The sequence below is a fragment of the Terrimonas ginsenosidimutans genome, from assembly GCF_022012415.1.
GTDB classification, from domain to species: domain Bacteria; phylum Bacteroidota; class Bacteroidia; order Chitinophagales; family Chitinophagaceae; genus Terrimonas_A; species Terrimonas_A ginsenosidimutans.
Window position 1 is genome coordinate 236,912 of the sequence record NZ_JAKLTR010000001.1, and the last position, 25,585, is coordinate 262,496.

17 protein-coding genes are annotated in these 25,585 nt (G+C 46.7%); 9 read left to right on the plus strand and 8 right to left on the minus strand.

Annotation, left to right across the window (positions count from 1 at the left end; all coding sequences use genetic code 11):
- Nucleotides 1-307: 307 nt before the first annotated feature.
- On the minus strand, nucleotides 308-1,330 hold the full coding sequence (locus LZZ85_RS00955) for a PorP/SprF family type IX secretion system membrane protein (protein WP_237868049.1): 1,023 nt from the start codon (nucleotides 1,328-1,330) through the stop codon (nucleotides 308-310).
- A gap of 11 nt (nucleotides 1,331-1,341) precedes the next feature.
- Nucleotides 1,342-5,622, minus strand: coding sequence for a PKD domain-containing protein (locus LZZ85_RS28575; protein ID WP_349291729.1), 4,281 nt, complete (start codon nucleotides 5,620-5,622; stop codon nucleotides 1,342-1,344).
- Between the two features lie 923 nt (nucleotides 5,623-6,545).
- Between LZZ85_RS28575 and LZZ85_RS00975 the strand changes: the two genes are divergently transcribed.
- On the plus strand, nucleotides 6,546-7,397 hold the full coding sequence (locus tag LZZ85_RS00975; RefSeq protein ID WP_237868050.1) for a hypothetical protein: 852 nt from the start codon (nucleotides 6,546-6,548) through the stop codon (nucleotides 7,395-7,397).
- Between the two features lie 203 nt (nucleotides 7,398-7,600).
- Entirely contained in the window at nucleotides 7,601-8,512 is a 912-nt protein-coding gene (locus tag LZZ85_RS00980; protein WP_237868051.1) for an alpha/beta hydrolase, read from the plus strand.
- A gap of 199 nt (nucleotides 8,513-8,711) precedes the next feature.
- Here LZZ85_RS00980 and LZZ85_RS00985 read toward each other — a convergent pair whose 3' ends face one another.
- The gene (locus LZZ85_RS00985; RefSeq protein WP_237868052.1) at nucleotides 8,712-9,728 is read right to left on the minus strand and encodes a virulence RhuM family protein/type II toxin-antitoxin system death-on-curing family toxin; all 1,017 of its coding nucleotides are present in this window, start codon (nucleotides 9,726-9,728) and stop codon (nucleotides 8,712-8,714) included.
- Nucleotides 9,729-9,964: 236 nt separating this feature from the next.
- Between LZZ85_RS00985 and LZZ85_RS00990 the strand changes: the two genes are divergently transcribed.
- From LZZ85_RS00990 to LZZ85_RS01005, 4 genes are all read left to right on the plus strand, one after another.
- A complete protein-coding gene (locus tag LZZ85_RS00990; protein ID WP_237868053.1) occupies nucleotides 9,965-10,936 on the plus strand; it encodes an aldo/keto reductase in 972 nt (323 codons plus the stop codon).
- A gap of 102 nt (nucleotides 10,937-11,038) precedes the next feature.
- Nucleotides 11,039-11,854, plus strand: a complete 816-nt coding sequence (locus tag LZZ85_RS00995) for a helix-turn-helix domain-containing protein (RefSeq protein WP_237868054.1) — start codon at nucleotides 11,039-11,041, stop codon at nucleotides 11,852-11,854.
- Between the two features lie 374 nt (nucleotides 11,855-12,228).
- Nucleotides 12,229-14,631 (plus strand): tetratricopeptide repeat-containing sensor histidine kinase, encoded by a 2,403-nt coding sequence (locus tag LZZ85_RS01000; protein WP_237868055.1) that lies wholly within the window; start codon nucleotides 12,229-12,231, stop codon nucleotides 14,629-14,631.
- Between the two features lie 117 nt (nucleotides 14,632-14,748).
- The gene (locus LZZ85_RS01005) at nucleotides 14,749-16,377 is read left to right on the plus strand and encodes a sigma-54-dependent Fis family transcriptional regulator (RefSeq protein WP_237868056.1); all 1,629 of its coding nucleotides are present in this window, start codon (nucleotides 14,749-14,751) and stop codon (nucleotides 16,375-16,377) included.
- Between the two features lie 31 nt (nucleotides 16,378-16,408).
- Here the strand turns inward: LZZ85_RS01005 and LZZ85_RS01010 are convergent, their stop codons facing one another.
- The 5 genes from LZZ85_RS01010 to LZZ85_RS01030 all read right to left on the minus strand — a co-directional run bounded on the left by LZZ85_RS01010 (nucleotide 16,409) and on the right by LZZ85_RS01030 (nucleotide 22,981).
- A complete protein-coding gene (locus tag LZZ85_RS01010) occupies nucleotides 16,409-17,755 on the minus strand; it encodes a sigma-54-dependent transcriptional regulator (protein WP_237868057.1) in 1,347 nt (448 codons plus the stop codon).
- Nucleotides 17,755-20,073, minus strand: a complete 2,319-nt coding sequence (locus LZZ85_RS01015; RefSeq protein ID WP_237868058.1) for a histidine kinase dimerization/phosphoacceptor domain -containing protein — start codon at nucleotides 20,071-20,073, stop codon at nucleotides 17,755-17,757. The genes LZZ85_RS01010 and LZZ85_RS01015 overlap by 1 nt, the downstream gene beginning before the upstream one ends.
- Nucleotides 20,070-20,801: a YoaK family protein gene (locus tag LZZ85_RS01020; protein WP_237868059.1), complete on the minus strand. Its 732-nt coding sequence runs from the start codon at nucleotides 20,799-20,801 to the stop codon at nucleotides 20,070-20,072. The genes LZZ85_RS01015 and LZZ85_RS01020 overlap by 4 nt, the downstream gene beginning before the upstream one ends.
- A 108-nt stretch (nucleotides 20,802-20,909) precedes the next feature.
- On the minus strand, nucleotides 20,910-21,770 hold the full coding sequence (locus LZZ85_RS01025) for a helix-turn-helix domain-containing protein (protein WP_237868060.1): 861 nt from the start codon (nucleotides 21,768-21,770) through the stop codon (nucleotides 20,910-20,912).
- A gap of 212 nt (nucleotides 21,771-21,982) precedes the next feature.
- Nucleotides 21,983-22,981, minus strand: a complete 999-nt coding sequence (locus LZZ85_RS01030) for a hypothetical protein (protein WP_237868061.1) — start codon at nucleotides 22,979-22,981, stop codon at nucleotides 21,983-21,985.
- A gap of 234 nt (nucleotides 22,982-23,215) precedes the next feature.
- On the opposite strand from LZZ85_RS01030, the gene LZZ85_RS01035 reads away from it, so the two are divergent.
- The 3 genes from LZZ85_RS01035 to LZZ85_RS01045 all read left to right on the plus strand — a co-directional run bounded on the left by LZZ85_RS01035 (nucleotide 23,216) and on the right by LZZ85_RS01045 (nucleotide 25,577).
- Nucleotides 23,216-24,295, plus strand: a complete 1,080-nt coding sequence (locus tag LZZ85_RS01035) for a sensor histidine kinase (RefSeq protein WP_237868062.1) — start codon at nucleotides 23,216-23,218, stop codon at nucleotides 24,293-24,295.
- Nucleotides 24,292-25,020 (plus strand): LytR/AlgR family response regulator transcription factor, encoded by a 729-nt coding sequence (locus LZZ85_RS01040; RefSeq protein ID WP_237868063.1) that lies wholly within the window; start codon nucleotides 24,292-24,294, stop codon nucleotides 25,018-25,020. Before LZZ85_RS01035 ends, LZZ85_RS01040 begins: the two co-directional genes overlap by 4 nt.
- A 122-nt stretch (nucleotides 25,021-25,142) precedes the next feature.
- A complete protein-coding gene (locus tag LZZ85_RS01045; protein ID WP_237868064.1) occupies nucleotides 25,143-25,577 on the plus strand; it encodes a hypothetical protein in 435 nt (144 codons plus the stop codon).
- Nucleotides 25,578-25,585: the final 8 nt, after the last annotated feature.

The window sequence follows — 25,585 nt, forward strand, 5'->3', positions numbered from 1 at the left end:
GTATTTAAATGGCGTAGAAGTAACGCGGCGATACGCGGAGAGCGCGACGAAAATACAAGATTTTCCATGGCTGTTTCGCTGCGTCCGCCGCGTATCGCCGCGCCCGCCGCGTTACTTCTACGCCAGGCAAACCTATCTGAAGGAAGCAGAAGCCCATCGAAAAATTTGGGTAACGATCAGCCCTTCGGCGGAGATTTAGAAAGGGCCATACGCAGGGCGGCAGACAAGACAGTTAGCTACCTTGTTCTACCTTGACCAATGTCTTATAATCTGCGGAACCTGTCAACCGGAGAAAGAAGCAAACACTTCAAAACCTCGGACATCTCACCGCATTCAATGCTCCATTCTCCCGATCCAATGACTTCACAAATGACACAGACAACTCCACGCCACCCCGCCCCAAACTACTTGTCCGCAACCTGGACACGTTCACATCATAACTCAGCGCAAAGGAGAACGGAAAATAATCCAGCTTTATGACCGGTATCAACGCATCATTCAACCGCAGATATGCTCCCGCATGGAACACGTAGGGCGGATTGACGGGGTCAGGTCCCAGCTTCAATCCAACCATCGCACCCGCCACCGTTTCGGTAAAACTTCCCTGGCGGGAATGATCCGCCTGCACGGTGAGGTATGCATATTCACTCACGCCAAATCGCAGTCCGCCGGAGAACACCCATTTGGGATTTAACTCAACAGAAGGGTCACGATAAAAAGATTGATTCGGTCTGGTGAAATGATGATACGCCATCCCCAGGTAATAGTTATCCTCCGGGTTGTCTTTGATGGTAGCATTATAGCTGATACCAACTGATCCATCGAGATAAGAATAACTGGTATTGGTCAACGGCTCTCCATCACCCACCCCGTCATAGTTGCTGTTAGTGGTCATCTTGGAACGATCGAAACGCTTCTGTACCCATCCACCCATAAAGCCGACAGAGAGATACCGGTTAAAATCGGCGCTTAATGATTTATGATACGTGAGGGCAGGCAGCATCTGCACCGTCGTCCAGCCGATGGTTCCCGCGCGATCATACAACGCCAGCATGCCGAGAGTGAGAAAATCATCTGAAGGACCAACCGGCTGTTTATACTCTGCATTCAGCGAACCCGTTTTATACGCATTGGCAACATTGTTCCATTGATCACGGAACACCGCCTGCACGCGTACATCACCGGTGAAGATCCCGGATAGCGCCGGATTGCGGTAAAGCGGCGACTCAAAGAATTGTGAGAAATGAGGATCCTGCGCGGTGCCGGTTCCGGATAGCAGCTGCAATAAGCTGAATGTTATGATCGCAGTTTTTATGTAGATCCGCTTCATATACTTTCATTTTACAGTAGCAGGGCAATATCGCCGCTGAGTTTGATCACTTCGCCGTTTTCGCAGATGAACTCCAGCTGATAGATGTACACATCAGGCTGCGCCGCTCTTCCTTTATAGGTGCCATCCCATCCGACACCCGCATCATTCGCCTGAAAATTCTGCCGTTCGAAGACCACTTCGCCCCACCGGTTAAACACCCGCAATGCACGCACTGAATACAATCCCTTTCCTCTCGGGTAGAAGCGATCATTATTCCCATCGCCGTTCGGCGAAAAAGTATTGGGTATAAAGAAATTTCCTTCTGCGCAACGGACGATCACTTCCACCGTATCCCTGTTGCGGCAGTTATCTGCATTGCGGAAGCTGACCTCGTATATGGTCGTAGTTCTTGGTTTCGCAATGGGCTGCGGGCAATTCGCGCAACTCAGGCTGTTCGATGGCGTCCATGACCATCGGTTCACGTCTTCCGAGTACGTAGCGCGGATCGTATCTGATCCGCCGGAAAGCAGTACGATCGGAGAAGGTATGTCTGATGTCGGCAACGCGATCACCTGGATGATCTGCCGCGCTGTATCCGTACAACCATTGCTGTTCCGCGCAATCACCATCACGATCTTCTCACCCGGCGTTTGATAAGTTTGATCTGGCGGGTTCTGTTGCGTGGAACTGTTCCCATTCGGGAAGATCCATTGCCACGTAAGCGGTGCGGCACCGGTCCGCTGGATCACGCCCGAATGACGGAGCGGTTCGCCCACGCATACTCGCGTTCTGCCGGAGATACTGACGCGCGGGCTTTCTACCACGCGCACCGTAGTGCTCTTACTATTGATACAACCGCTTTGCGTTCGGACAGTCAGCGTTACCACATAAGTTCCAGGCCGGGTATAGTTATGCGAAGGATGTTGCAGGGATGACGTGGTGCCATCTCCGAAGGTCCAGGCATAATTGATGATCGGATCACTCGCTTTTGTTGAGTCCGTAAACCAGACCGGTCCGTTATCACAGATGAGCGAGTCTGACAGGCCGAAGTTCACATTCGCACCACGGATGCGGATCGTATCAAAGCCTTTCACCGGTATCGCACAGCCAGGAGGGTCAAGCATGATCACCGTGGGAAGGAAGTTACCGAACGATGTATAGGTATGCGAGATACTGTCTGAACCAGTCTGCGTATAACCATCACCAAAATCCCAGAAATAAGACTGAACAGAAGTTGGCGCGGTAGCGGTAAGATTTACGACTAATGGATTGCAACCCTGGAGCGGTGCATAATCGATCTTCATGCCAATCGTCTCAAACACGGTGACGTTGGTGAAAGCCGAATCAACACAACCACCCGGACTGGTGATCGTCAGCTTCACGCGATAGGTGCCAGGCTTTGAATAAAAGTGGGCAGGATTGGGTAATGCCGATACGCCTTCACCCGGACCAAAATTCCATAATACAGAACTGAAGTAGGTGGAGGTATTGGTGAACTGCACTTCCAACGGCGTACAGGTGCTTGCTGAATCATTCACGGTAAAGCTTGCCTTCGGCCTTACCACGCGGATATAATCAGGTTTGACAATAGAATCCATACAACGGGCATTGTCCGTCATAAAGAGTTTAACCGTATACGATCCTGTATCTGCATAACGATGAGTCGGCGAAAATGCGGTGGAGGTAGTGCCATCGCCAAAGTCCCAGATGAACGATGCTGTCGGCGATGTGGATGTATTAACAAACCGCACTGTTCCGCCTGGGCAACTCAAGGTATCAACACTGGCAAAACGCGGCACCGGATCAGTGATCAGGATATAATTAGGTTGAATAGTTGTGTGGCTGCATCCGGATGCATCCGTAACGGTAAGTCTTACGGTAAAGTTGCCGGTGGTGTTATATGTGTGCTGGAATGGTGGCGCAGTAAATGTTTGGGTTGTGCCATCACCAAAATCCCAGCGCCAGCTGACGATGGCGTGTTGTCCATCTGTGGTTGACTGATCATTGAACAGGATATTGGTACCGGAGCAACCCGAACGATTCGTCGCAGTGAACACAGCGCGCGGGCCATTCACGCGAATCAGCGAACTTCGCGTAATACTGTCGCGGCATCCATTGATATCCGTTGTGATCAGCTTCACATTGTAATTTCCGGCGGCAGGGTAACTGTACGTCACCGGGGAAGATCCCGCGGCAGTGATCCGTACTCCATTGCCAAAGTCCCAGGTCAGCGACGCCGTAAGTGCTGCGGGAAGACCTACCGGTGTGAACACCACCGGCGCACCATGACAGGTTGTTGTTGCACTGGCAGTGAACTCAGGCTTCAGTTGTGTTGGACGCACTACCTGTGTGGTCGAGTGCGTACAATTGCCATTCGTTACAGTGAGCCGAACCACATATGTTCCCAATGCAGGAAAACGATGCGAAGGGTTTTGCTCGGTCGATGTAGTTCCATCACCAAAATCCCAGAGCCATGTTTGAGGTTGAACTGACTGATCGGTAAAGGTGAATCGAAGCCTGTCACTGCAATCTGGCTGCGGTTTAAATCGCGCAATCGGCGGAAGGATGCGGATATAATTGTTACGAACGATGGTATCCGGGCAACCGTTGTTGATCGCGATCAGCCGCACATTGAAAGTGCCGGTGGATGAATACGCATAGGATGGATTTTGTTGTGTTGACCCACCGCCGTCCCCGAAGCTCCAGATCCATTGATCAACAGGAGTGGATGAAAGATCAGTGAATTGGATCGGTTGAAACGCGCAACTTACTAACGGATCCGCAACAAAATCAGCTTTGGGTTTTGTCCCCACTCTCACCGCTGCATCGATCACGAGGCTGTCCGTACAACCGCTTGCCGTGGTAATAAAAAGTTTTACGGTATAGGTTCCCTGTTGCGTATACGTATGCGTAGGTTGTTGCGTTGACGAAGTGGTGCCATCTCCAAAATCCCATAACACACTTGTTACCGGATCAGTTGTCGTGATCACCGCCTGCGGAGTAAGTGTATATGGCACGCAGCCACTGACGGGTAAATTCCGGATAGATAATTCAGGTTTGCCCAAGCGGATATAATTGTTCATCACTACAGTATCTGCACATTGATTCGCATTCATCACGATCAGCGTGACGTTGTAGTTTCCATATCCATTATAAGTATGGGAAGGATTTTGTTCTGAAGAAGTCGTTTCATCACCAAAATTCCAAAGCCAGGATGAAGCACCGGATGAGCTATCCTGGAAATTCACGGTCAGGCCAGGAAGGCAACCGGTTGTTGTATTTGCGCCAAACTTTGCAACCGGCGGTTCAGTGATCGTTACTGTTTTGCTGATGGAGTCGCGGCAGGCGCCATAGTTATTATACATCCACACCGTATATGTTCCCGGTGCTGCATAAGCATGCGTGGGGTTTTGTTGAGTGGAGGTGGCTCCATCGCCAAAGGTCCAGCGCACATTTGCCGGCAATGGCCTGGACGTATTGGCAAAGATCACCGGTTTGCCGGGGCAGGCACCATCGTTGCTGATAGTGAAGTCTGGTTGAAAACCACCTACCTGTATCTGCCTCATCGCCGTATCACTGCAACCGATCGGGCTGCTGACAGTAAGTATCACATTGTAAATGCCCGTTGCTGTGTAAGTATGATCAGGCGCCGAAAGTGTTGAGGTGGTACCGTCTCCGAAATCCCAGCTGTAAGAAAGCGTACCGGCGCCCGTAGATGAATTATTGAATTGAAGGCTTGCCGATGCGGTACAGAATACAGAGGGTGTAGTTGAGAACGAGGCCGAGACACCCTGCGTAACGCGGATGTATGCATTGCGCCCGATCACTTTTGTACAACCTTTATCATCGGTTACTTTCAGCGTCACCGCAAAACTTCCCGCTGTCGTATAGCTGGTGACCGGGTTCTGCTGTGTGGATGTAACCCCGTTTCCAAAATCCCATTGCCATGCAACGATCCGGTTGCCTCCGGGAGAAGAAGACAGATCTGTAAAGCGGACAGGCAGCGGGAAACATCCCGTGAGTGTATCTGCCTTGAAGTCCGCTACAGGCGGACTGTATACCGTAATATAACTTGTTCTTCGCAACGTATTGCTGCCATTGGCATTCGTGGCGGTCAGTGTAACAGTATAGGTACCGGGAGAAAGATAGGTTGCTGACGGATTCTGTAAAGTTGAAGTGTTCCCATTACCGAAATCCCATAACCAGCTTTGCGGACTGCCACCCGAAAGGTCCTGGAACCTGACAATAACAGGTGAGCATCCTGATTGCTGATCGCTGGTGAAGTTGGCAGATGGCAATTGCGCTATCACCGGAAGCTGTTTCAACAGAAGGAATCCAAAGAGGAGGAATACTTTGGCAAAGGTTGTTTGGTTTGATTTAGTCAGGGTAAAGATCGTTTACATGCTCTATGCGCGGCAAAAACTAATCCCGCCTGCATCTATATATATACTCTAAGTATTTGCACGGATCGCGTCCTTATCCGGGTGTTACTATTACGAATGATGCGACTGCAGGAAATACGGTGATCGGCGAGCTTGCAGATCATTGCCAGATTTGAAGAGACGATAGCACATCTATATCCAGTGGCTTACAAACGATACGACACGGGTATCTGCAGAAGTTCGCGTAATAAAGAAAGATGACGCCTACCTGATCGAAATCATCAGGAAATATATTCGTATTAATTGAGGTTGCCTGATGCGGATCATCTGCGTTAAAACTGCAATGTGAATGCGGGCGGGTATGCTTTGAAAATTTTAGGGAACGAAGGATACTATGCTGTCGTTTATCTGTCTGATTAAATCGAGCAAGGACATGCAATATCATTTGCAAATGACCTTAATAGGGTCGTAAAAGTTCGATCACGGGTGATGTAGAAAGGCGGCCTCATCTGTGAGAAGAAGGAACAGAAACGGGAAATTTTTCATCAGGGAAGGTGTATGATGATTGAACAATAGACTACCCGTCTCTGAACAAATGAACCCTGGTTATCGCCGGATGGGATCTTAAATAAAATGATCTATCTATCATTCATCAGGTTTTCATCAAACAACATATTCATCAACACTCTCAAAATAAAGGCCTCCATCAGGAAGCAAGATCCAGATACTCTCGTACGCGAGGGAGTGAGCGACCATGGTCGTGTTCCTTTGCGAAATAGTGCCGGATATTTTCGGAAGCCTCCTGGCTGATCAGCTATATACGTTTACTTATCTTTACCTAACGTCATTATATGCCTGCACAAAACATTATTCTGCTAATAGCTATGCTCTTTTTGTCAGGATCATGCCGGCTATCTTCGGAAAAAGAAAAAGAATTTACATCCGTCAAGATCCCCAGTTCAGAAAAGATAGCTCAAGCGGCAAATGATAGCATCGCTCTTGCCAAAGACAGTCTTCGCATTGACAGTGCGCTGAATGCAGCTCTCCAACTCGCACAGCAAAATAATCAGGAAGCATATACTGATAGTTTATTCTTCGTTTATGATAGTTCGACTGTTTTACAATTGCATCTTTCCGTTGGCCGTTTCTTTTCTTCAAAATTCAGGCACATGCATGTGCGTATTCGCTATAACGGTACAGTCGGAAATACAATCCATAATGTTTACAGGCTCGATGAAAAAAAGCCGGCTCATGTTTTAAGCTCAATACACTGGGACCTGGAATCGCCTGCGGATTCTATTGGGGATATCAATGGGGATGGCTTTAAAGATCTATCGCTTTGCTGGTATGGGGTAACTGGGTGCTGCATGCGTCATACTTACGACGTATATGTATACAATCCATCTGACGGCTCATTCCAGGATGCGCAATATTTTTTAAGCCCAAGCTTTTCTCCCGTCGAAAAAGCAGTTAGAGGTGTTGGGTATGGTCACCCGGGCGAAACTGATCTGTATAAATACATATGGGTTGGACCAACTGCTAATCTGGTTGAGAAGATCATTCCGGACAAAACACATAAAGATCAATATTTGAGAAAGATCTTTAAATCCGGGAAGCTTCTATTACGGGAAGAAAAGATGAGGAAATTGCCAAAGGAATATGAGAAGATAACCGGTCTTGATTGGTTTCTTGGTACAATCTAATGAAGCGTCGGATACAGGATCTCAGCTTAGATCAAATATTCAAAGGGCTGGTACGTCTGGCAGGCAACCCGCATGTTCATTGGATTATTATCACATATTCAGCATTTACCTCCTTTTTAATCTTCAGATAATCCTTATTTTAAATTGCCGGGAGTGCTCCCTGGTCTTTTTCTTACCACCGGCGAATCCCTTAAACCTTAAATATGAACGTCAAATCGATTATTCCGCTTTTACTGGTCCTCTTCTTTTGGGAGAATGCGAGTAGCCAGTCAGGCAGTTTCCGTACCACCAAAAATGTCACCTACGGCATGGTATCCAATCTCGCATTGCTGCTGGATGTTCATCAGCCGGCTAAACCGAACGGCAAAGCCATCATCTTCATCCAGGGAAGTGCCTGGGGTTTTGGTTATCCAACAGACTTTAACCAGAAAGAATTGAAAGCCGAGTTTTTTACAGATACCATGTACGCGGCTCAATATGTACCAGCACTGGTAAAACAAGGCTATACGGTGTTTGTGATCAATCACCGATTTGCCCCGCTGTTCAAATCAACGGACATCATTGCAGATTGCCAGCGCGCTGTTCGGTTTATCCGTTTTCATGCAAAAGAATATAAGATCGACCCGGATCATATTGGTGCCATTGGTCATTCATCTGGTGCCAACCTGGTGGCAATCCTTGGCACAGCGGACGAGCCTTCACGGGAAAGCAAAAACCCTGTAGACAACGTCAGTTCAAAAGTACAGGCTGTTGTTACACTCGCTGGTCCGTTTGACCTTATGGATGTAAACAAAGCAGAAGACAGTGTACTTGACCGCGATTTTATGATGGCGGTGCTGGACGGTTATATTGGCGGGCCGCCTACGAATAAAGAACTTGGCGACAAATATCTTGCAGCCTCACCGGTTAACCATATCAATAAAGGCGATGCGCCAATGCTGATCTATTACTCAGATGATGATCCGGTGATACCAGCACGGCATGCTATTGCGATGAATAAAAAATTAAAGGAAAATGATGTGCCTGCAAAACTGGTGGTCAGACATAAGCAAAGTCATTTTCCTATGCCGGATGGAACAGAGGTTCTTAACTGGTTCAAGACTTATTTACAGTAGCCATATTCACTGCGGTGTTGTTTAGTTCAACGCCTTTTATTTCCTGCATTCTTCCCGGCTTACCGGTAAAGATCAAACCGGTAAGCTGGGAAGAACGGCAAGAAAGTGCAGCGTAAGACGAATCCATCGTTAATGTGCGTCAATAAATAATGACGTATTCATCCACGTGTTATTGAGGAAAAGACACTGATTAGTTCCATTAATTATTCCGGTTGATCAGGTTGACCACCACCTTTACCATCATCTCTTTTTCGTCTGGCTTGCTCTCGGCAATCATTAATGTTAGTGCGACCAGTGCATTATCTGCGATCCGGCGTACACCGGCCGCCTTATACAGCAATCCATTCTTCTCTAAAAACCACACAAAGAGGAATGCGGCAATACGCTTGTTGCCGTCACTGAAGGAATGATTTTTAACCACGAAATACAAAAGGTTGGCAGCCTTTTCCTCAACACTTGGGTAAAGGAACTGGCCATCAAAAGTTTGATAGATGGCCGCCAGGGAACCCTGAAAAGAATCATCTTTTTCGTTGCCGAAAAGAGAACTGCCGCCGAATTTGTCACGCAAACTGTGAATGGCAGACATCGCTTCGCTATAGTTTATTTGAAACAGGTCCTCTTTGGTGATTCCCCTGATCTCAAGATTTTGATGATCATATTGATCGAGTACATCAAGCGCGTATGAATAATCACTTAGAATTTTCAGAACGCCTGTCGCCTCCTCAGAGTTGAGATCTTTTCTCATTGCGATATCCGTGAGCAACCGGACCGTTTGCTGGAGTTCTGCAAGACGATCATGCTCCTCCTTCATCTTCTGCTGATTTATAATAAATCCATTGATCAGAAAACTTTTCAGAACCCTGTTTGCCCAGATCCGGAATTGTGTGCCCTGTGGTGATTTGACTCTGTATCCTACAGAAATAATTACGTCCAGGTTGTAGTAGTTCGTCGGTTTGTCAGAAAATTCGGAATTTCCGGATTTCCTTTTCGTTTCGCTTTCAACCAGTTCCTGCTCTATATAAATATTCTTAATGTGTTCATTAATAGTGGATTTGGCTTTGTTAAATAGTTGAGCCATTTGATCCTGAGTGAGCCAAACTGTTTCATTCTCCAATTGAACATCAATTCGGATATTGCCTTCTTCAGATTGATATATAACAATTTCTCCCGTTGTCATTTTATTAAAATTATAATGGTGAAGGATAGGTTTTGTCATTCAAATCTCGCCTGTATAGCGCAATTGAACATGATATCCGCTCGTGTTTTTTACCCGGAAAAACATGTTTTTCCCTCGGCAAGAGCCGACCGCGCAAATAGTTGAATATGCCTTTTGCGTATATTTTCTCATGCAAACAGTCAAATTCGATGAGCCACACAGACAACTAATTTGAGCCGGCTACGACATGTCCCACCTCTGATCTTCCACCAACTTTGTGTCTTCAATCAACAACAATGACACAAGTAAAGAAAATACCTCTCGGCGCCAATGGCCCACTCGTTTCCAAACTCGGCCTCGGCTGCATGCGCATGTCTCCCACCTGGGGCAAAACCTTTCCGGACACAACTGAAAGCATCGCTACCATTCACGCTGCACTGGATAATGGCATCAATTTCCTGAATACAGGTGATTTTTATGGCGCGGGGCACAACGAACTTCTTGTTGGGAAGGCAGTAAAAGACCGTCGCGACCAGGCTTTCATCAGCGTAAAATTTGGAGCCATCTTCTATAACGGCGCCTGGATTGGCCTTGACCTTCGCCCTGTAGCCATCAAAAACTTCATTAACTATTCGCTGGTACGTCTGGGCGTTGACTACATCGATCTCTATCAACCGTGCCGCATGGATAACAGCGTGCCCATCGAAGATATCATCGGAACCGTAGCCGATCTGATCAAAGAAGGAAAGGTCCGTCATCTCGGTGTATCAGAGATCACAGCAGAGCAACTGCGCAAAGCGCACAGCGTTCACCCCGTAACAGCACTGGAGATCGGGTATTCACTGGCTGAGAGACAAATCGAAAGCGATCTTCTACCCACCGCCAAAGAGCTCGGTATTGGTGTTGTCGCCTTTGCAAATACAGCAGAAGGGCTGCTCTCCGGGGATATGAAAGCGCCGCTTCCCGCCGGAAGCTACCAGCTTCATTTCCCCCGTTTCCAGGGCGAGAACCTCGTGAAAAACCTGGAAAAAGTTGAAGTATTAAAGTCGATGGCAAAAGAGAAAGGCTTTACGCCAACACAGCTTGCGATCGCCTGGGTGAATCATCAGGGAGAACACATCATGCCGCTCGTAAGCATGGCGCGAAGATCCCGTTTGTCGGAGAACCTTTCTGCCATGCAGATCCAGTTCACCGAAACGGAAATGCAGATACTGAACACGCATTTTTCTCCGGGGAGTATGCTTGGCGGTACCTATCTGCAGCGCTAACCTCGCTAAGCGCGTTCCTTCGTAACTTTGATGGCGGATGATTTAAGATACAGTAGCTATGCTGAATATTGACACGCTCCATCTAACATAGAACATCGCTTCATGCAAAACCCAACAGAAATAGTCCCCGGCCTTCTCTTCTTCTCCTATCTCTCTGCCGCGAGAAAGGAGAAGGTCGGTTTTTTTGGAGACAGCGCGCTTGTGTTACAGGTCTCCGGTGAAATGAAGTTTGAGGCCGCCCATCACAAAGTGACGACAAAACGTGGAGAGCTCCTGCTTATCCGTAAGAACCAACTTGCTGAACTGACCAAGCAACCGCTACCCGGAGAAGATTATCAAACCATGGTCATTCGTTTAAAGGAAGACCTGCTGCGACAGATCGCGCTGGAGGAGCAGATCACTGCTTCGACAAGATACAGCGGACCTTCTGCGATCGTCCTCCCGGCGAATGATTTCCTCCAGGGCTTTTTCCAATCCATCATGCCGTATGCCCGTCACCCCGAGCAACATCAGCTTTCCGATACACTCGGCATCCTCAAAGTAAAAGAAGCCGTGCAATTGCTGCTGCATGCAATGCCTTCATTAAAAGACTTCCTGTTTGATTTCTCCGAGCCACATAAGATAGACCTGGAGAAGTTCATGATCACGAATTACCATTTCAATATAACCATTGAAAAGTTTGCGCAACTGACAGGCCGCAGCCTGGCAGCGTTCAAACGTGATTTTCAAAAAACGTTCAGTACATCTCCCCGGCAATGGCTGCAGGAAAAAAGACTGACAGAAGCAAAGCAACTGATCGAACAGAAGCAGTTGAAACCTTCCGCTATTTACCTGGAACTGGGCTTTGAAAGCCTATCGCATTTTTCACATGCGTTCAAGAAGAAGTTTGGGAAGACGCCGAGAGAATGGGCTTTATAAGGCCCCTCCTTCTTCCGCTTCCCTTCTTTTAATAGAGCCGGCCACCGAGCCCGCCATTTCCGTTTGCACTTCTGTAAACCCCAACAGTCCGGCAGAAGGCACCAGGATCACCCCGGATCATTCACATTTCAACACGTTCAATCAGCTAGTCAGATTTCACTGCGCCTGCCTGCCAGGGCAATGCATGATCCGTACAATTCCAGGCACCATCCATCCAATAAATCAACTGCCCACTGCTTTTCTGCCCCATCGGCTCTCACTATATTTAGTAAAAACTGACAGTTAGATCCGCCTGCCGATCAAATTGAGCATAGTGCTGAACTCTTTCTTTTTAACCCAGCCCATCATATACCAGCCTTTCAAATTAGTTTCTCATGAAAAAAAGATCTTTCCTGATCGCCGTAATACTGCTCACTGTATGCAACGTTGCAGCACAGCATTCCGGATCGAACGACGGCGATCAGTTTCAAATCAACTCAAAGGATCAGCAACAGATCGAACAATGGGTCAAAAGAAGCTGGTACTTTATTGATAAAAGCGGAACTAAAAAAAAAGATCTTGACTCGGCATTCGCCATTGCTCAAAAGGCTGCCGCACTGAGTAATTCCCTGCATTATGTAAAAGGATTTAATCAATCCACACTTGCCGCCAGCGTGGCGAAAATGGAAAATGGCGAAACTGGTTTTGCACACAGATCATTAAGCAGCCTGAATGATACCACACAGGTACTGATGCTGACCTACCTCCAGAAATATTTCCTGGATGGCGAATCAGTTCCCAAAAACCTGGACAGTGCTGTTGCATCGATCAATACCGCGTTGTCCATAGCCCGCAAAAAAAAGGACTATCGCCTGGAATTAAGGACTTACAAGATCGCACTGGGAGAGATCTTGAAATATGGTCATGCCAAACAGATCGAAGAATATAAAAGCAAAGCACTCTTGCTCAAAAGCCGGGTGAAGCCGGAGGACATGATCATTTATTATTTTCATGTGAGCAACTATGCCCATCGCGCTACTGACGATACGAAGTCGCTGGAGTTTGCTCTGGAAGGGATCGCCCTTTCTGAAAGCACGAACGGCTATATGCTGGATCGCCTTTATGGAATGCTGGGTGTAGCCTACTCAGGATTAAAACAATTCCGCAACAGCGTGGAAGCCTGTAAGAAAGCGATTGAACTCGGCGTCAAAAAAGGTGATACAGGAAATGCGTGGATCCTGACAGAGTATGTTGCTCACGACATGTCACACCTGCATGCAGAAGATGAAGCTTTACAATATCTTGAAGACTCCAAAATAAGGATGGGGTTTTCACGGTTGAAAGACTCGATCATTTATTACAGGTCAATCGCGTTTGTTCAAAATCATGCAAAAAGATTTGACGAGGCAAACCGGGCCTACCTCGCTATGACAAGGCTGTCCGAAACAAATGAAGTGGATGATCCGATCACCTATAACCATATTGGAAAATACTACTTCGATACAAAAAAATACGACTCGGCGCGTACTTACCTCGAAAGGACCCTGACCCTAAAAAACATTACTGTCAGTCAATCGATCGGTGCTTATTCCATGCTATTCCGTCTTGATACCGTTGAAGGAAATTATCGCTCAGCGATGTTTACCCTGATGAGGATGCGGAAACTTCAGGACTCGGCAAAAAAGAATGAACACAAAAGCGAAATGCAGCAACTACTTGTTCAATATGAGGCGCAGAAAAAAGATAAAGATCTGCAGCTGCAGCAACAATCCATAGAATTGCTCACGCAGAAAAATGCGCTCCGGGAAAAAGATCTTGAACAAACACAATTGAATTTCGCGCACGAAAGAACTATCCGTGAAACAAACTTAAAACTATCGCAGGCAGATGCCGCTGAAAAATCCAGGAACCTGCAGATCCAGCAAGCCAGCATCACGCTGTTACAGCAGGAAACATCCTTGAAGCAGGCGGCCATAAACAAGGCGTCTTTTACCCGCGATATGCTGATCGCCGGTGCGGTGCTCTTATTCATCATTCTGTCACTTGTATTGAACCGGTATATGCTGAAGCGAAAGAATGCAGCGAAATTATCGGAACGGAATGAAAAGCTTGAACAGTTGGTGCATGAGAAAGAGTTGCTGGTTAAAGAAGTGCACCACCGCGTCAAGAACAATCTTCATACTATCCTCAGCCTGCTGGAATCGCAGGCTGTATTTCTCCAGGATGATGCGCTGGCGGCGGTTCAGAAAAGCCAAAGCCGGGTATACGCTATGTCTCTGATCCATCAGAAACTTTATAAGCAGGAAAACACAACATCCGTGAATATGGAAGAATATCTCCCGGAGCTGCTGATGCACCTGGAGAACAGTTTCGCAGAAAGCCGCCCTGTCGTATTCCGCAAAAATATCGAACCGATCCAGCTCGATGTCAGTCAGGCTATTCCTCTTGGCCTGATCCTGAATGAAGCCATCAGCAACTCGATCAAGTATGCATTCCCATCTAACCAGAAAGGATTGATCCACGTAGCACTCATCCGCGAAGGATCTTCTGAGATCTGCCTTACTATCCGTGATAATGGAATCGGCCTGCCACCAAACTGGGAAAAGCATCTTAACCAATCCCTTGGCATCAAACTGATCCGTGGGTTGAGCCAGGATATCCACGGAGAATGCAGGATCTATAATGATAAAGGAACAACGGTTTCCATCAGGTTCAGGAAGACAGACTTTACGGAAATATATGCTACCGCCAAGAATATGGGAAGAACGACACTTGTAACGGTGACCGATGAACGATGATCGATATCCGATGATCGAGCATCGACCATCGAAATGCTTAAGCAGGATCATCATTTTTAAGAAATCCCGTACATTCCTACTACCCCTTCTCGCCATTCTCCCCTAATTTCACCGTTCATGCCAACGGATAAAAAAAACATAACTGCGCCATCAAACCCCCGGGAACTTCTTGCGCAGCTGCAACGAAAAGAACAGGAACAATCATTGCTGCTGTCCCTGAATAGCCGCATGGCTGCAGTCCGCACACGCAGTGATCTCTGGGAGCTTGTCTCTCATGAATTGCTCCAGGCATTCAATGCGAAGTATTATACCCTCTGCCTGATCAATGAGGACGGAGAAACCCATAGCCCGTTCCTGCATTCGCGGGAGCGGATCTCAACACTGACGGATGAAAACCCTATCATTCACAGCAAACACCCAATAGCGGACAGCATCTTTGATACTACGCTGCGCGAAACACAACCGCTGGTCCATGATCTGCGCAAAGTTTTGCAACGGAAGAATGCCCCTCCTTATATCGTTCACTGGTTCAATGCCGGCATTGCCGAAATGCTTACCGTAAAGATCGATGGCCTTTCTGCAAAAGGCGTTTTATACTTCTATGCCGCAGAAAAAGGCACATTCACTGACGATCAGTTTTCTTTACTTACAGCCATCGCCAATCAACTTGCTATTGCTTCAGCAAATATCCTGGCGAATGAACAGTTGACAAAATCGCTGGAGGATCTTGAACAATTGAAGCAAAAGTTAGAGCAGGAAAATCACTACCTGCAGGAGCGCATACTTCCCGCAGGAAATAAACTCATCGGAGAATCTGCAGCAGTTAATGAATTGCGGCGACTGATCGCCCAGGTAGCACCCTCTTCATCAACCATTTTAATACAGGGAGAAACGGGTACAGGTAAAGAAGTTGTTGCCAGTACGATCCATGAGAATTCTCCAAGAAAAGACAGGTTGATGATCCGCGTGAATTGTGCCGCTATTCCTGAAACACTGATCGAAAGCGAGCTCTTCGGTCATGAAAAAGGAAGCTTCACCAATGCAACGCAGCAGCGCATCGGGAAGTTTGAACTGGCGAGCGGCAGCACGATCTTCCTTGATGAAATAGGCGAATTGCCGTTGCTTCTTCAATCAAAATTGCTGCGGGTGATACAGGAAAAAGAGATTGAACGGATTGGCGGCAATCAACCGGTGAAAGTTGATGTGCGGATCATTGCCGCTACCAACCGTGATCTGCAGGCCGAAGTACAAAAGGGACGCTTCCGCGGCGACCTGTTTTTCCGGTTGAATGTTGTGCCTCTGCACCTGCAACCATTGCGCAATCGCAAAGAAGATATTGCTCCACTAACGAATTATTTTCTAAGCAAATACAGTCATAAGAATGCCGGCATCACCATTTCCGCGAAAGTCCTTAAGTTGCTTGAATCATACCAGTGGCCCGGTAATATCCGCGAGCTCGAGCATCTGGTAGAACGGACGGTTTTACTTTTAAAAGGAAAAAGCATTACAGAGATTTCGCTGCCAACAAAACAAGTAAGAATCTCGCCGGCTGAAGACTCAGCCATTCAAACACTGGCGATGATGGAAAGGGAATATATCTTAAAAGTGCTGGATCTCTGTCATGGAAGAATATCAGGACCGAATGGCGCTGCAATGAAATTAGGATTACCAGCAACAACATTGATATCAAAGATGCAGAAGCTGGGTATAAAGAAGGAGCATGTGTCGATGATCGATGGCCGATGATCGAACGACTATAAAGCTACTGGCCAGTACACTAATTATACTGCTGCCTTATTCCCAGTTTTTTCATCTTCGAATACAATGTCTGCGCAGGAATACCCAGCAACTCCGCCGCACCACCAACCCCAGACACCTTGCCTCCCGCATGCTGCAACGTTGCTACAATATGATCCCGCTCCAGTTCCTCCATTGTTTTGATTCCAGCGCCTTCCACTGGCTTTGATACCTGCTTTGGCAGATCCATCTTCAATATTTCTCCATTTGCAAACAATACATTCCGCTCTATGAGGTGCTGCATCTCGCGGATATTTCCCGGCCAGTTGTATTGCATGAACTGCTCCATAGTATCGGCATCAATTGTATTGACCTGCTTGCCGTTTTGCGTACTGTATACCTGAAGAAAATGCCGGGCCAGCAATGGAATATCTTTCTTTCTTCCACGCAGCGGGGTTAATTCGATCGGAAATACATTGAGCCGGTAATAAAGATCCAAACGGAAACGTCCTTCGGCCACTTCTTTCTCGAGATTTCGGTTGGTAGCGGCAATGATCCGGATATCCACTTTAATTGTCTGGCTGCTTCCCAATCGTTCGATCTCTTTCTCCTGTAATACCCGCAGCAGTTTTACCTGCATCTCCAACGGAAGCTCTCCGATTTCATCAAGAAAGACAGTACCTCCATCAGCCTGCTCGAATTTCCCTGCATGCCGCTGATTCGCGCCGGTAAAAGCTCCTTTTTCATATCCGAACAGCTCCGACTCAACAAGCGTTTGCGGCAATGCACCACAATTCACCGTGATCAATGGCTTCTTCGCCCGTGCTGATAGCTGATGAATAGCTTTTGCCACAACTTCCTTACCCGTTCCGCTTTCTCCCGTGATCAATACAGACGTATCACCCGGGGCAACCGTTCTGATCTGTTCAATAGTTACTTTTAGCTGCGGGCTCTCGCCTATCAACCCCGATATGGCCGTTACGGGTGCTTGTATAGCTGTTACTTTTTTTGTCTCCACCCCAAACCTGTGTCTTGCGATATCGAGCATCACAAACAGATCTTTTTCACGGAAGGGTTTTACCAGAAATCCGTAAGGCTCTGTTTGCTTGGCGGCTTCAAGGATCTGCTGATTGGTGTTTGCCGATATATAGAGGAATGGCCGTTGCTGCTCCTTCAATTCGAATCCAAGATCAATACCGGTGAGATCTCCTTTGAGCATGATATCAAGCAACACCCAGTCCGGCTTCTTATCAGCGATCATTTTTCTTGCCTGCTCAACCGATGCAGCAATACCTGCCACACGATATCCTTCTTTCAGCAGGATGTGCCGAAGATCGTTTGCTACGATAAATTCATCTTCAACAATAAGAATGTTTTCTTTTTGCATTATAATTTGAATGTCTTTAAGTGATCGCCCCGCTCCATAGCTTCGGCTGACGGCGTTGGCTGCGCTTTATTTCCGGAAAGTTCGCGCACTGCAAAAATCAGCCGGATGCGGAACCCTTTATCAGTGTTTTCCATGCTCAGCTCACCATCGAGTTGGCCGGCAAGTCCCTCGATCAGGCTCAGGCCAAGTGTTCCTTTTTGTAATACTTCCTCCATCTCCTTTATCCCCGTTCCATTATCTTCTATCGTCAAAGTATACAGTCCGTTCTTTCCTGGCAGCATACTGATCTCTACCAGTCCCCCTGAGTTTTCGGGAAAGGCATATTTGATCGCATTACTTACTGCTTCGTTTACGATCAATCCAAGCGGCACCGCCTGCACTACGTCCAGTTCGAGCGGCTTTGCATCTATACTGATACTGATGCGCGATCCGGTGGTGAAACTTTCTTTCATGTAACTGATCAGCTCCTGCAGATACCATTTCACATCGATCGTACCCAGATTCTCGGTTTGATAAAGGCGCTGATGGATGATCGACATGGCATACATTCTATGCTGGCTGTTCCTGATCGCGGCAATTGCATCTTCATTATCGAGAAACCTGGATTGTGTATTGAGCAGGCTGATCACGATCTGAAGATTGTTCTTCACGCGGTGATGGACCTCTTTTAAAAGCCATTCTTTATCATCCAGCAGGCGCTTCAATCGTTCATTCTGCTCATTGATCTCCGTTTGTTTGTTTTCCAGCTGCTGGTTGACCTTTTGCTTCAACCGGTATCGATTATAAAAAAGAGCAAGCAACAACAGCATCAAAGCCGCCACCGCAATAAACGCACTGCGAAACACTTTCTCTCTTTGAAGCGAAGCTTCCTGCAACTGGCTTTTCTGCGTGAGTAACTGGATATCCTTATCCTTTTGTTTTGTTTCAAATTCAACCTGCAACACGCCGATCTCTTTCGCTCTCAATTCGCGTTGTATCGAATCATTAAGTTCCAAAAACTTCAGCAAATGGATATTTGCGGCCTGCCAGTTTCCATTGACAGAATCTACGCGGAACATGAATTTTTCTGCCGCCGCCGCCTTGCGTAAAGTGATCGGTGTTTCTTTTTCATGTTCGGCATATGCCCTGAGCAATTGATCAGATTCGGCCCAACGTTTTCTTTGCTGCAGATAACTTGCCGCCGTCACACGGATCTGCTGTCTTCCTTTCTCAGAGGTCGCCGGATTATTATAAATGACAAGTAGTCGCTGATATGATCTCTCTGCTTCCGGGAAGTTTTCTGCGGCGGAATAGATAGCGAAGCAGGCGATCTCAAAAAACAAGGTTCCCCAGGCGGGAATAGGTGCGATCGTGATCGATGCTTTTGCAGAATCAAGTGCTTCATCAATTCGTCCAAGCCTGCGCAGAGCGTCTGCAACATTCATCTGCATGGTCTGGATCGAAGCAGTATCTCGGATAGCATAAGCGATCTTCAAACCGCGTTCAAAGTATTTCAATGTATTGGAAAAAGACTCCATTGAATAATAGCTTTGTCCAACGCGGTTGTAGATCGCGATCATCAGGTTTCCGGAGTCTTTCGCCGCTTCACCGGTTTCCACTGCCATGAGGTTATACTTCAATGACTGTGCGAAGTCATCTTTTGCACTGTACACGGCGCCGATCAGGCTATAAACCCCCTGCAGGTTTTTCATGCCGAGCTCTTGATACAACCTGACAGCTTCAAACAAATTATCCAGCGCTGGCTGGTATTGCTGATTAAGCTGGTAAAGGTCTCCTACGAATTCTTTCAGTCGAGACACAGTTGCCTTGTCATTTATTTGCTTGTAAAGCTCTACGCCCTGTTCATAATATTTTATTTTGGATGATAGCTGATCAGCGTCGTTTGAGTAGCTCCCTCCGATCTCGATCAATGCTTCCGCCTGCGCTCTTATATGTCCCATCTGTTTGAACACTTCCAGCGCCTGCAGGGCTGGCTGACGTGCCTGAGATGCTTCACCATTTTCCCGTTTGATCTTTGCCGTTAACAATAAACCCCATCCCTGCGCTACCTGCAAACCGGGGTTCGTCCCCAGGCGTTTCAGCAGCCCACTGATCTTTTCCGCTTCCGTTATATTTACCGGCGCCGGACCATGCTTATCGAGAGCGGCGTCGCCGGCATGGTATAGCTTTTCTATTGCTTCAGTATCTGTCCGCTCATTGCCGGTGATCTTTTTTATGAGTTGCAGGTCTGCTGCTGTTTGTGCATGCCCGATCTGCTGCACAAAAAAAGTGAAGAAAAACAAAAGGCTCCATTGATAAACTCTCTGCGACAAGATCATTTAGTCGTTTTATTAAAGATTGACCGGGAAGAAAGATGATCGGGTTGATCGTGCAGCAGGTAACACATGCTCATTATAAGTCCTGGTAATACCAATGCTGCTAATCCCAGCCATCCGCTTAGTGAAGCACCTGCCACGCAGCCTGATGCGAATCCACCTACCAGGACCGCCTGCTCTTTTATTTTCGCCGCCGCCGTCATATTGCTTCGCTGTGCAAGATACTCCCGAATAGCGAGTGCGGCCTGAGTTACATTTCCCGTCATTACAGTGGTTTGTCCAAAAGTGAGTGCCGGCGCAAGTCTGCTGAATGCATTCTGAAATCCCATTGCTGTTACTGCGATCATTACAACGATCACATTCATATTGGAATGTGGGCCTGTCCAGATCGTGAACACGCAGGCGGTGACCCCTGCGAGGAGCAGCAGGAGGCTTTCCAACAGCAATAATGAGCGGGATGTCCGGCCACTGCTTACCCACCACCCGCCGGTCATCACCGCCATCACAAAGACGGGAAACGTCAACAGGCTCATCCACGTGTGCTGATCTGCCTGCTGCCCTACCAGCTTGGCTCCGAAAATGATAAAGTTTCCCGTTACGTGCGCGGAAAACGTTTCATTCCCTGCGATGAACGTGGTGCTGTCCGCAAACCCCGCAGCAAAGGACAAAGTGATGCTTGTCCAAAGCACATGCTTTGCCGCTGGTGGCTCAATGACTTTACTCTCATTCATGCCGGAAATTTTCAATTGTGATGCCATTTATCAAAAGATTCATTATCATTAACTTAATAAATATTTCGCGTGGATGCATTTTACGACATACCGTTAATTTATGCTTCATCATAATGCGAAAGATGCAGTGCTGCGAAAGGTAGTAAAGTTCATCCCCGTATTCTTTTTGAAGAATTTGCTGAAATGTGCCTGGTCATCAAAACCCAGATCATAAGCAACTTCCTTCATGGATTTGGAAGACATCAGTGCCTGCTTTTTTGCTTCTTTAGCGATCTGTTGCTGGATAAAGTAGCTGGGGGTTTCGCCCGTCACTTCCTTTACTACCTGGCTGAGGTAATGCGGGCTAATGCAGAGTTCGCTCGCGTAATCAGTCACCATTTTCCTGGCGCGAAAATGTTTGCCAACAAGATTAAAAAATAATCCGGCTAGTGCATGCTGTCTTTTTGCAGTAACAGCCCGGTTTGTTTCCGGCATTGATTTATGCAGATAGAGAAGCAATAATTTGATCAGAGTAGCGGTGATGGACTCGTCCTGCCCATTGGTGAAGTTCTGCAACAGGCTGATCTTTTTTACCAGGTAAACGATCTCCTCTGCGGCTGGCGATTGCAGGGAAAAACCATTGCAGCGGGTAAACGGCAGTAATTCAATAGCGAGGTTATTTCGCTGAATAAAAGCTTTACTGAGTTTGATCTCATAACCGGACCTGAATGAGCTTTCTTTGATAATGTAATTGCAATCATCATTTAAAGGGCATGCATAAGTCCCCTCCCAGCTTATCTGACCGCCATCAATATTTATTGTGCCTGAACCTTCGCTAAGCACGATAAGAGTAAAGCCCTCCGTGTTATCGTTAACTGTTCCCGACGCGCGAACAGGTTGAATAGAAATTCCGGCATCACTAAATCGGGGTTGATTCATCAAGCCTGTTACGGGATCGTGTAGTTGCGTTGTACTCATCTGAAGAAGCATATGCTGTAGATTTTGTACTCAACATCAGTCCAACGGAATGCCAGTGAAAGGTTATGCTGTAAATCAATTCATTAGTTCATCGAATAGAAGAATTCGATTACGATATTTCGTAAATTTTTGAATCGCCGGGGTGATTTTTATGAAAAGGACCATAGAGTCGATCTGTCGGCAGAGATAAGAAGCGCGCAGGGGACACCATGTCTATGGTCTATCTACTTAACTTTTTTCTTAAAAAACGGATTGAACGAAACGCCTACATTAAAATATCCTCCGGGCTTCGGCGAAGTTTCAAAAACCCCGTCTGCAAACGTTTTGCTTTTTTCAAAGATCCGCCCATTGGTTGTGACGCGTAACCCGGCTTTTCCTGTTAAGATAAAATGCTTGCCGAGCAGGTGTTCATATATTAATCCGTTCAAAATATCTGTTTGCCTGTATTCGAACTTCTGCGTTGTATTCGCTCCCAATCCCTGCATATAAAAAATTGTTACGTCCAGCTGTGTACCGATCGATAAACGACCATGACCGGGAATATACTTTCTCAGCAAAAACTGTCTTGGGAGAATAATATCTGCCGTCCAGCCTTTGCCAAGTTTGTTCTCATACATAAACAATGGAAATACGGGAAGCTGCGATCCTCCGTCTATGTTCACTAACAAACCGGCGCTCATTCTTACTTTCGCATCTGCTCTTAAGACCATCGTTGCCGATAAAAGGCCCTTTATTCTTCCAAAACTTTCTTCACTGCCATCCGCGATCAGGCTGCCTGAATAAATAACGGTCTTATTGAACAGCCTTGAAAAATGGTTGACATTAACTGATGCAAAAAGGTAGTGAAAATCATTGTCAACCTCCTGTATTTGCGTACCGGTGAGCGACCTCATTGTTGTGGACAGATCCGTGTACCTGTATCCCACCGTGGCTCCGGCTAACCATTTGCTGCTTTTTAAAAAACTCACATTCGCACTTGCTTTTAACTGTGAGAAATGATTCATCCGCGCTGGCGGCAATTTGGTGTTCTCATATTTCGGGGTATAGTTGAACGGCAACGATCCAGTGTATTCCAGGTTGAATGGCCGTGCGACGGCAAATTGTCCTGCCAGATAATTCAGCACCCGCTGTGAAGTACTGTCCGCCGTTTTCTGAGCTGAAGCACTAACACTTAGAAAAAGTAAACTGACCGGCAGGGCACGTCTGCTCAATAAAGTATGCATGTTGAAAAAAATTGGGATGAAGCATCATCCATTATAAAACATGTTGATCCTGGTAAATACGCTCCAAAGAAACGGTTGAATATTCAGTCAACTGAGCATATTATACCAACCCTGATTACTTTTATACGAAATCAGCAAACCCGCCATTTTCGTAGGTCCCGCGGGACTGTTGGTATAATTTCACGTTTCCTGTTGGGATGGGGGCTTAACTTTACTGCTGAATTTATTCCTGCTATGCAAGAGGGTTATCCGGAGTTCCGAAACAGTGCAGTAGTGGATTTTATCGTTCACGATAAATACCGCGTCTTACGTCATATTTCGTTATGCCTGGGATTTCTGGCGCTGATATATTATTCAACATGGGTAAAGGACTATGAAGGTGAATATAAGACCCTGCGCCCGCTGATCGTATGGGTTGTATTTGCCATTATGTTCTACATCAACATGTACTTGCTGGTACCCAAAATCTTCTTCAAGGGCAAATACCTGCTTTATCTTCTACTTGTGTTCATACTGGTAAAAGCGGGACTGACTCTCCTATCCTTTATAATTACGGCTTATCTCGGACCTGAATATCTTTCATTAGATGACATGCGTTTGTCAAAACCCCGGAAGGAATATGAAGGCATGCTGATCGTAATTCCGATCATACTGATGACCACCACCATCAAACTTTTTCAAAGATGGGCAAAAGATAATGAGCGGATCGCGGCACTAAATCAATCCAATCTTACCATGGAATTGAACGGTCTCCGCAATCAGATCAACCCCCACTTTCTTTTTAATATGCTGAACAGCATCAAGGCCCTTGTCCGGATCGACCAGGAGAAAGCAACCACCGTAATTGTAAAGTTCTCTGAATTCCTCCGTTACCAGTTATATGAGAATAATGAGAACCGGGCATCCTTGCGTAACGAGATCAATTTCATCTCCAACTTCCTCAACCTGGAAAAATTACGCCGGGACAATCTCCGGATCAACATCAGTTGTCTACCGGCCTACGGGGAGATGAATGATATCCAGCTTCCATCAAATCTGTTCACCGCATTTATTGAGAATGCAGTCAAACATAGTGTGACCATTCAGCAAAGCGATTCTTTTATTAACGTCATCATCGAAGTAACAGACAGCAGGCTGACCTTCACGTGTAAGAATTCCACCGATCCGGCCTACGTTCCTTCTTCAGCCAATAGCGGCGGGCTCGGCTTACCCAATATCAAAAGGCGGCTTAACCTTCTTTACAACGATATGCATGAGCTGGACATCCGTACAACACCAGGTTGCTATTCTGTACATTTAATTATTCCTGTATGATCTGTTTGATAATAGATGATGAGCCTCTTGCCCGCCAGGAAATGCAGGCAATGATCAGCATCATACCAGAGATTCACATCGCCGGCACCTTTTCAAACGCGCCCGCTGCTATGGATTTCCTGCAGAACAATAAGGTCGATCTGATCTTTCTTGATATTGAAATGCCGTTGGTCTCCGGATTGGAATTTGCGGCGCAAATACCAAAAGAAATACTTACCATCTTTACCACCGCCTACTCACAATACGCCGCAAAAAGTTATGAGCTTGATGCGATCGATTATCTTCTAAAGCCGATCGGTAAAGACCGGCTGGAAAAAGCCATCCGCAAAGCAAAGCTTTACAAGAGCATGCTTTCCAATGATACAGAAAAAAACCAGGTGGAAGGAACGACAGACAATTTTCTGCTGATCAAGGCAGATAGAAAGTTTCATCGCGTGAACTTTGAAGACATCCTGTATATCGAAGGTCTGAAAGATTATGTAGTGATCTATACGAAACGCCAAAAACTCATCACTGCAATGAACCTGCGTACGATCCATCAGCGGATCCCTCACCAGCTCTTCCTGCGCGTCAGCAAGTCATATCTCGTCAATCAGTCACATATTGACTCTTTCGACCATCACACGATCTATATTGGTGACACAGAAATTCCGTTGGGTGAAGTATATAAAAAAGAATTCTTCCAGGTGTATTCGGCCGGATCGGTTAACCCGGATAACGTGTAAGGAAATATTTCGTCCATCAACCGGCGAAGCGCCTGTTTTGTATAAGAACGCTCCCTCTTCGTAGAAAACCAACGGTACGTATCAGGGGTTCTGCTTTCTTTGTATACTCAATCGTTACCAATATGAATCCAACCGAATTCCAACAGCTGGTGGAAAGATCCGTCCTGCAGTATCCGCAGAATGACCATCTGCAGGAAGAACGGATCATAGAACTGGCGGACCTTGTCCACTTTGTTCACAACTTCCGACCCTCACTCAGGATCAACCAGGACCAACCTCTCGGATTTAATATTGTAGAAGAGCAGGAAGACCGTATCGGTGTCATTCTACGGGAGAAACGCTTGAGCGGTGATCAGGATCTCTTTACCAGCGATGAAGATCTGGCCACACTCAAGCGTAATGAAGACCTCAAAAGCATCTGGCTTGTTCTTGTGAGCAGCTCATTACATACGAACAACAGATCTGCTGAAGGGTTGCCATCGGATCTGCCGGATACATATTTTGATCACATATTCTCTTTTGATTTCTTTACTCAAACCGTCTGCCAGTTCAAATAGCAGAAAAC

What these genes read in the sequence shown, in the direction of transcription:
- LZZ85_RS00955 (WP_237868049.1), bottom strand. Translation starts at nt 1,330, where the DNA reads ATGAAGCGGATCTACATAAAAACTGCGATCATAACATTCAGCTTATTG.
- LZZ85_RS00975 (WP_237868050.1), top strand. Translation starts at nt 6,546, where the DNA reads ATGCCTGCACAAAACATTATTCTGCTAATAGCTATGCTCTTTTTGTCA.
- LZZ85_RS00980 (WP_237868051.1), top strand. Translation starts at nt 7,601, where the DNA reads ATGAACGTCAAATCGATTATTCCGCTTTTACTGGTCCTCTTCTTTTGG.
- LZZ85_RS00985 (WP_237868052.1), bottom strand. Translation starts at nt 9,728, where the DNA reads ATGACAAAACCTATCCTTCACCATTATAATTTTAATAAAATGACAACG.
- LZZ85_RS00990 (WP_237868053.1), top strand. Translation starts at nt 9,965, where the DNA reads ATGACACAAGTAAAGAAAATACCTCTCGGCGCCAATGGCCCACTCGTT.
- LZZ85_RS00995 (WP_237868054.1), top strand. Translation starts at nt 11,039, where the DNA reads ATGCAAAACCCAACAGAAATAGTCCCCGGCCTTCTCTTCTTCTCCTAT.
- LZZ85_RS01000 (WP_237868055.1), top strand. Translation starts at nt 12,229, where the DNA reads ATGAAAAAAAGATCTTTCCTGATCGCCGTAATACTGCTCACTGTATGC.
- LZZ85_RS01005 (WP_237868056.1), top strand. Translation starts at nt 14,749, where the DNA reads ATGCCAACGGATAAAAAAAACATAACTGCGCCATCAAACCCCCGGGAA.
- LZZ85_RS01010 (WP_237868057.1), bottom strand. Translation starts at nt 17,755, where the DNA reads ATGCAAAAAGAAAACATTCTTATTGTTGAAGATGAATTTATCGTAGCA.
- LZZ85_RS01015 (WP_237868058.1), bottom strand. Translation starts at nt 20,073, where the DNA reads ATGATCTTGTCGCAGAGAGTTTATCAATGGAGCCTTTTGTTTTTCTTC.
- LZZ85_RS01020 (WP_237868059.1), bottom strand. Translation starts at nt 20,801, where the DNA reads ATGAATGAGAGTAAAGTCATTGAGCCACCAGCGGCAAAGCATGTGCTT.
- LZZ85_RS01025 (WP_237868060.1), bottom strand. Translation starts at nt 21,770, where the DNA reads ATGCTTCTTCAGATGAGTACAACGCAACTACACGATCCCGTAACAGGC.
- LZZ85_RS01030 (WP_237868061.1), bottom strand. Translation starts at nt 22,981, where the DNA reads ATGCATACTTTATTGAGCAGACGTGCCCTGCCGGTCAGTTTACTTTTT.
- LZZ85_RS01035 (WP_237868062.1), top strand. Translation starts at nt 23,216, where the DNA reads ATGCAAGAGGGTTATCCGGAGTTCCGAAACAGTGCAGTAGTGGATTTT.
- LZZ85_RS01040 (WP_237868063.1), top strand. Translation starts at nt 24,292, where the DNA reads ATGATCTGTTTGATAATAGATGATGAGCCTCTTGCCCGCCAGGAAATG.
- LZZ85_RS01045 (WP_237868064.1), top strand. Translation starts at nt 25,143, where the DNA reads ATGAATCCAACCGAATTCCAACAGCTGGTGGAAAGATCCGTCCTGCAG.